The organism is Arthrobacter sp. 10T413_2 (genome assembly GCF_056394205.1).
The window spans coordinates 1-7293 of sequence record NZ_JBFTHK010000198.1 but is presented as its reverse complement, the minus strand read 5'-3'; the positions used below and the strand labels follow the sequence as shown (position 1 = coordinate 7293).

At 67.9% G+C, this 7293-nt stretch carries 6 protein-coding genes; 4 read left to right on the top strand and 2 right to left on the bottom strand.

The annotated features are described in order from the left end of the window. On the bottom strand, positions 1-818 hold an 818-nt coding region (locus AC1DBQ_RS20175; RefSeq protein WP_476930201.1), incomplete at its 3' end, for an amino acid--tRNA ligase-related protein. Positions 819-939: 121 nt separating this feature from the next. On the opposite strand from AC1DBQ_RS20175, the gene AC1DBQ_RS20170 reads away from it, so the two are divergent. Continuing rightward, positions 940-2277, top strand: coding sequence for an APC family permease (locus AC1DBQ_RS20170; protein WP_476930200.1), 1338 nt, complete (start codon positions 940-942; stop codon positions 2275-2277). A 2-nt stretch (positions 2278-2279) separates the two neighbouring features. Here the strand turns inward: AC1DBQ_RS20170 and hisS are convergent, their stop codons facing one another. After that, positions 2280-3629, bottom strand: a complete 1350-nt coding sequence (hisS, locus tag AC1DBQ_RS20165; RefSeq protein ID WP_476930199.1) for a histidine--tRNA ligase — start codon at positions 3627-3629, stop codon at positions 2280-2282. Between the two features lie 264 nt (positions 3630-3893). Here hisS and AC1DBQ_RS20160 point away from each other — a divergent pair, with 264 nt between their 5' ends. The 3 genes from AC1DBQ_RS20160 (at position 3894) to AC1DBQ_RS20150 (ending at position 7128) form a co-directional block, all read left to right on the top strand. Further along, complete coding sequence (locus AC1DBQ_RS20160) at positions 3894-4700, top strand: peptidylprolyl isomerase (protein WP_476930198.1); 807 nt, start codon at positions 3894-3896, stop codon at positions 4698-4700. Positions 4701-4761: 61 nt separating this feature from the next. Next, positions 4762-6384: a DUF349 domain-containing protein gene (locus tag AC1DBQ_RS20155; protein ID WP_476930197.1), complete on the top strand. Its 1623-nt coding sequence runs from the start codon at positions 4762-4764 to the stop codon at positions 6382-6384. A gap of 102 nt (positions 6385-6486) precedes the next feature. Beyond that, entirely contained in the window at positions 6487-7128 is a 642-nt protein-coding gene (locus AC1DBQ_RS20150) for a hypothetical protein (protein WP_476930196.1), read from the top strand. Positions 7129-7293: the final 165 nt, after the last annotated feature.

Genomic DNA, 7293 nt, shown 5'->3' with positions numbered 1-7293 from the left:
GCGTCGTGGTAGGTGATCCGCTGGATGGGCGTCGGGATCTCGACGTCGATCAGCTTCCACAGAGCTTTGACGATGTTCTCGCCGAGCTGGATGATGTCGTCCTGGTCCACGAAGCTGGCCTCGATGTCCAGCTGCGTGAATTCCGGCTGGCGGTCCGCGCGGAAGTCCTCGTCGCGGTAGCAGCGGGCGATCTGGTAGTACTTTTCGAAGCCGCCCACCTGCAGGAGCTGCTTGAACAGCTGCGGGGACTGCGGCAGCGCGTACCAGGAGCCCGGCGCCAGGCGTGCGGGGACCACGAAGTCGCGGGCGCCTTCCGGCGTCGAGCGGGTCAGCGTGGGGGTTTCGATCTCCACGTAGCCGTCCTGGTGGAGGAGCTCGCGGGCCACGCGGTTGGCCTCCGACCGCAGGCGCAGGTTGCGGGCGGGGCCCGGGCGGCGCAGGTCCAGGTAGCGGTGCTTCAGGCGGGCTTCCTCGCCGACCTCAACGTGCTCGTCGATCTGGAACGGCAGCGGATCGGAGGTGTTGAGGATGGTGACCTTCTCGGCCATGACCTCGATCTCACCGGTGGGAAGCGCCGGGTTMTCGTTGCCCTCGGGACGCTGGGACACGGTGCCGACGATCTGTAGCACGTACTCGTTGCGCAGACCGTGGAAAACCTCTTCTTCGCGGACCACTACCTGGGCGACGCCGGACGCGTCGCGGAGGTCAACGAATGCGACACCACCGTGGTCACGACGCCGGCCGACCCAGCMGGCGAGGGTTACGGTTTGTCCAATGTGCTCGGAGCGAAGCGATCCGAGGTCATGTGTGCGCAGCACAGCACGCCTTTCTGAAGAAGACAKAGGGAAAATCAAAAGCGATATTAAAGAATGACGCTCTATAGGATCGCTACTGGAACGATCCCGTTCGAGTTTACCCGTTGGAAAGGACCCTCCCGCCATGGCGAGCCGGCATCACGGAACCCAGCCCGGCGACGGGCCCGGTGAGCGGCCTGCGGAGCGCCCCGGGCAGCAACAGCTGCAGCGCCGGCTCGGCGTCTTCGATTCCACTGCGATCGGCCTCGGTTCCATGCTGGGGGCGGGCGTGTTCGTGGTGTTCTCTCCCGCCGCCGCCCTGGCCGGCCCGCTGCTGACATTGGCCGTGGCCGTCGCCGGCGTCATTGCCTACTGCAACGCCGTCGCCTCGGCGCAGCTGGCGGCCAAATACCCCGCCAGCGGCGGCACCTATGTGTATGGTCGCCGGCAGCTGGGCGAATGGCCCGGGTTCATTGCGGGCTGGGGCTTCGTGACGGGCAAGACGGCGTCCTGCGCGGCAATGGCGCTCACGTTCGGGCACTACGTGGCGCCGGCCTACGCCGCACCGCTGGCGGTCGCCGCCGTCGTGGTCCTCACCGGGGTCAACCTGCTCGGCATTACCCGGACCGCCTTCCTGACCAGAATCCTGCTGGCCATCGTGCTGGCCACGATCGCCTTCGTCGCGGTGGCGTCGCTGCTGGGTCCGCACCCGGACGGCGCCCCTGCGGTGTCGACAGTGCCGGCCTTCCCGACGCCGTCCGGCGTCGGCTGGGGCGTCCTTCCGGCGGCGGGGCTGATGTTCTTCGCCTTCGCCGGCTACGCCCGGATCGCCACCCTGGGTGAAGAGGTCAAGGACCCCACCCGCACCATCCCGCGCGCCATCCTGGCAGCGCTGGCCGGGGCCTTCGTGATCTACCTCGGCCTGGCCGCACTGCTGCAGTGGCACCTGCCCCCGCAGCAGTTGGCRGGTTCGACGGCGCCGCTGCTTGACGCGGTGGCGGTCTCACAGCTCAGCGCCGGAGTTCCCTTCGTTMAGGCCGGGGCGGCGGCCGCGTGTCTTGGCGCGTTGCTGGCCCTGATCACCGGGGTGGGCCGGACCACCCTGGCAATGGCCCGGGAACGCGACCTGCCAGCCCGGCTGGCCCAAGTGGGCGGCGCCCACACCGTCCCGTTCGTCGCAGAACTGGCGGTCGCCGCCGTCGTCATCGTCCTGCTGCTGAGCACGAACGTGATGACCGTCGTCGGATTTTCCAGCTTCGGGGTGCTGATCTATTACGCCGTGACAAACGCCGCCGCCTTCACGCTGACCCGCCGCCCGTGGCATGCGCCGCGCTGGCTCAACGTGCTGGGTTTCCTCGGCTGCCTTGTCCTGGCCGTGACCCTCCCGCCGGCCTCCATGCTGGTCATGGCGGCGGTGCTGGCCGTCGGCGTGGCCGGGCGGTTCCTGGTCCTGCGGTGGCGCAGGACTCCGCGGCAGAGCTAGCTTTAGTTCCCGCCGACGGCGGTCACCCGGACGTGCAGGTCCTCTTCGGCGGGCGTCCACGTGGCCGGGTCGGCGTCAACCTGCTCGCCCGAGCGGATGTCCTTGATCTGGTGCTTGCCGTCGTCGTCGGTGAACCAGACGAACGGGATGCCKCGGCGGTCCGCGAACTTGATCTGCTTGCCGAATTTCTCGGCCTTCGCGGCGACCTCCGTGGCGATGCCCCGGCTGCGCAGTTGCGCCGCGACGTCCTGAGCCGCGCCCCAGCTGTCGTCGTTGTTGAGGGTCACCAGGACGGCGGTCGGAACGGAGCGGGTGGCCTTGGCGAGGTCCTGGCTCAGGATCCGCGACACCAGGCGGGTCACGCCGATCGAGAGGCCGACGCCGGGGAACTTGCGGTTGCCCTTGGTGGCCAKGGCGTCGTAGCGTCCGCCGGAGCAGATCGATCCCAGCTGCTCGTGCCCCACCAGGACGGTTTCCACCACGGTGCCCGTGTAGTAGTCGAGCCCGCGGGCGATGCTGAGGTCCGCGACCACGCGGCCCGGTGCGCGCTGGACGGCTGCCGCGATAACCTGTTCCAGCTCGTTCAGGCCCTCTTCGAGCAGCTCGTTACTGACGCCCAGTGCCCGGACCTGGTCCACGAAGGACGTGTCCATGGTGTGGATGCCGGCGAGTTTGAGGGCGGCCCGCGCCTGTTCGTCGGTGGCCCCGAGTTCCTCCTTGAGCAGCTCGGCCACCTTCGCGGGCCCGACCTTCTCCAGCTTGTCGATGCTGCGGAGAACGCCGGCCGTGTCGGTGAGCCCGATTCCGGTGTAGAAGCCTTCGGCCAGCTTGCGGTTGTTGATCCGGAGCAGGAAGTCGGGGATGGGCAGCGCGTTGAGCGCTTCGGCGATGACGAGCGCTATTTCGACGTCGTAGCGGAACGGCAGTTCGCCGTCGCCGACCACATCGATGTCCGCCTGGGTAAACTCGCGGGCCCGTCCCTCCTGGGGACGCTCGCCGCGCCAGACCTTCTGGATCTGATAGCGGCGGAACGGGAAGGCCAGGTAGCCGGCGTTCTCCACGACGTAGCGGGCGAAAGGCACAGTGAGGTCGAAGTGCAGGGCCAGGGCGTGCGGGTCGGTCTTGGCCGCCGCGTCGCCTTCATCGTCCTGGAGCCGGMTGAGGCCGTAGACCTCTTTGTCGATTTCTCCCTTGCGCAGCAGCTGCCCCACCGTTTCCACGGCACGGGTCTCGATCGAGGAGAAGCCATGGAGCTCAAACGTCCGGCGCAGGGTATCCAGCACATGGAGTTCCACCAGCCGCTCCTCGGGAAGCCACTCGGGGAATCCTGACAGGGAGGCTGTGCGTGCCATGGTGAAATTTTCTCCTCTAGTTGCTGCTGGTGCTGGTGCAGAATCCGGGCACGGGCGTCACGCGGCATTCTCTGTCGAAACGTAACGAAGATAGGCGGCAGACCGGCCAGTCGTGCATAAACTGTGTGCGGCAGTCAGTTTATGCGTTCGGCGCCCGCTTCTTCCAACGGAGGCGGTCCGGCGGGACTGCCGGCAGCTTGCAGCTGTGACCGCGACGGCGCCCACGGCCCGTCACGGTCACGCACCTTACAACCAGGAGGACCTTTGGCGGCCAGTTCACGCAACGCACGCGAGGCGAAGCGGCGCGTTCAGCAGATGGAGGCCAGGCGCGGCCTGCGCCGGGACCAGGACAAGCGCCGCAAGCGCGATAACGTTCTGGCCATCAGCGCGGGCACCGGTGCGATCGCCCTGGCCCTGGTCCTGCAGCTCACCGTCTTTTCGTCGAACCCGACCGAAGAAGAGTTCGCGGCCGCGMAGGCGGGACTGCAGAGCCCCTCAGCGTCTGCCACGCCAACGGCGGCCGCCACGAATGCGGACAACATCCCCAAACCGGACACTGCCGCGGGCAAAACCTTCACCGGCGAACTCGCGCTGAACCGCGGCACGCTTGGCGTTGAAATTGACGGCACGAAGGCCCCRCAGGCCGCGGCCGTCTTCAAGTCCCTCGCTGACCAGAACTTCTACAAGGGACTCAGCTGCCACCGGCTGACCACGGGCGAGACCTTTGGTGTCCTGCAGTGCGGGTCCAAGACCGGCGACGGCAGCAGCGATCCTTCCTACACGTGGGGCCCGCTGGAKAACACCCCGGCGGACAATAAGTACCCGGCCGGAACCATCGCCGTGGCCCGGACCAGCGGCAACGCCAACGGCAACGGCACCCAGTTCTTCATCGTCTACAAGGACACCGTCATACCCGCGGATGCCGCCGGCGGCTACACGGTGGTGGGCAAGGTCACCTCCGGTCTCGACGTGGTCGGCGGGATTGCCGCCGCCGGTCTGAAGCCCGGCGATAACGCCACGGACGGCGCACCTGTGGAACCAGTCACGATAGACTCGTTCACACTGAAGTAACCAGCTGCGGCCCTGAAGGCCGTAGTCCCGGTATTTCCCTCCAAGCGAAAGACTTCTAGCGGTGACAGACAGTCAGAAATCCGACGAAACAGTGGCAACAGCAGCTGCCAACGAAACCGAAACCGAGGCAACCACTGCCGAGGGTGCAGGCGCTGCCGTAGACACGGCACCGGAAACGGCAGCCGAGGCATCGGCCGCCACGGCAGGCGAGAACGCCGAGGCCGCCGATCCCGCCGTGGCCGCTCCGGCTGACCCGGCAGTGGAAACGGCAGCCGAGCCTGTTGCCGAGGCAACTGCTCCAGCGCCCACTCCCGCCCCGTCAGCGGCGGCGCGGCCCGCGCCGAGCCCGGCAGCCTTCGCTGCCCGCCCCAAAGCCAAGCCTTCCGCAGCCGCACCGGCTCCCGCACCCGCGGCAGTCTCCTCCGCAGCCTCGCTGGCCGAGGCGGCCCGCTGGGGCCGCGTTGAAGGTGACGGCCACGTCTTCCTGACCGTTGACGGCACGGAATACCCCGTCGGCCAGTACCCCGGAGTGAGCGCGGAAGAGGCGCTGGGCTACTTCGCCCGCAAATTCGAGGACATCGTGGCCCAGATTGTTCTGCTGGAACAGCGCGTGAGCTCCAAGGCGCCCACCACGGACATGCAGAAGACCGTCACGCACCTGCGCGAACAGCTTGCCGAGCGGAACATGGTGGGCGACTACCTCTCCGCTGAGGCCCGGCTGGATGCCCTGGTAACGCAGATCGGCGAGCTCGAGAGGGCCGAGAAAGCCGAACACGACGCCGTCCGCGCCGCCGAGCTTGCCGCCCGCGAGGCCATCGTGGCCGAGGCCGAGGAAATCGCCGKCCACGATCCTGCACAGATCCAGTGGAAGACCTCCAGCGCACGGATGAACGAATTGTTCGAGAGCTGGAAGATCGCGCAGAAGAGCGGCGTCCGTCTCGGCCGCAGCAACGAAGACGCGCTATGGAAGCGGTTCCGTGCCKCCCGGACGGTCTTCGACCGTCATCGCCGCGCTTACTTCTCCCAACTGGACAGCAACAACTCGGCTGCCAAGKCCGTCAAGGAGAAGCTGRTCACCGAGGCCGAGGCACTCTCCTCCTCGACCGACTGGGGCTTTGCCGCCGGCGAGTACCGCCGCCTGATGGACGAATGGAAGGCGTCGCCCCGCGCCAGCCGCAAGGACGACGACGCCCTGTGGGCCCGCTTCCGCGCCGCCCAGGATGTCTTCTTCACCAACCGGCAGGCCGCCAACGACGAGATCGACCAGGAATACGGTGCGAACCTCGTGGTGAAGGAAGCGCTCCTGGTGGAGGCCAACGCGCTCCTGCCCATCAAGGACCTCAACGCTGCCAAGAAGGCGCTGCAGTCCATCCGTGACCGCTGGGAAGAAGCCGGCAAGGTACCGCGCGCCGACATGGGCCGCATCGAAGCCGGCCTGCGGAAGGTGGAGGACGCCGTCCGCCAGGCCGAGGACGAGAACTGGAAGCGCTCCAACCCGGAGACGAAGGCGCGCACCAACAGTGCCCTGACCCAGCTCGAAGCCGCCATTGCCGGTCTCAAGGAAGACCTCGCCAAGGCGGAGAAGGCCGGCGACGAKCGCAAGATCAAGGCAGCCCAGGAGGCCCTCGAGGCACGCCAGGCCTGGCTCGAACAGCTCGAGCGCTCAGCGAGCGAACTCTCCTAAGCACCCGGCACGCCGGGAAAACAGTCCAGGCCCCGTTTCGGTTTATCCACATGACCGGAACGGGGCCTGTTCTGTGTTCGGGGAACCGGGAACGATGGCGGAATGGTACTMATGCCCCGCGCCCCCGCGGAACGTCCGGGTCTGCCGCTGCCGGGCCCGGGTCAGGGTCCGGGTCGGGAGCAGTGCGAGCTTTACTCCCCCGGCGCCCTGTTCTCATGGCCGGAGCTGCAGGCCATGGCCGCCGACGGCGTGCTGACGCAGCTGTATCAGCGCGGGTACCTGCCGCCCGGTGTCCCGGCCAGTCCTCAGCTGCGCGCCCGCGCCGCGTCCCTGGCCGTGGCGCCGGCGATMCGGCAGCGGGTGGTGGCAGGGCGGATGACCGCTGCGTGGATCTATGGCTGCGCCGACGAACCCGACCGCCTGGCCCTGCTGGTCGATGCCAACCGCCGCATTTCCAGCCTGAGGTCCGTGCGCGGCTGTACCTTCCATGAAGTGCGGCTGGGGCCGTTCGACGTCGTGAGCCTGGGCGGTTTAATGGTGTCCAGCCCGTTGCGCACGGCCCTGGATGTGGCCCTGCACGTGGAGGCGGAGCGCGCCGTGCCGGCCCTGCGGGCGCTCCTGGCCAGTCCCKAGCTGGGGGTGCGGCTCCGGCTGCTCAGGCTAGCCGTCGAGGCCAGCCMGCGCGTCCCGCACAAGAAGGCCGCCCTGGCGAAGCTCGCCGCCGTCGTCCCGCAACCGGAGTAGCGGGCTGAAACGCGTTAGCTCCGGCGGCGGTTGCCGGTGGTGCGGTACACGTCGAAGACACCGTCGATCCGGCGGACGGMGCTGAGCACGTGGCTCAGGTACTTCGGGTCGCCCATCTCGAAGGCAAACTTGGAGATCGCCACCCGATCCGTAGAGGTGTGGACG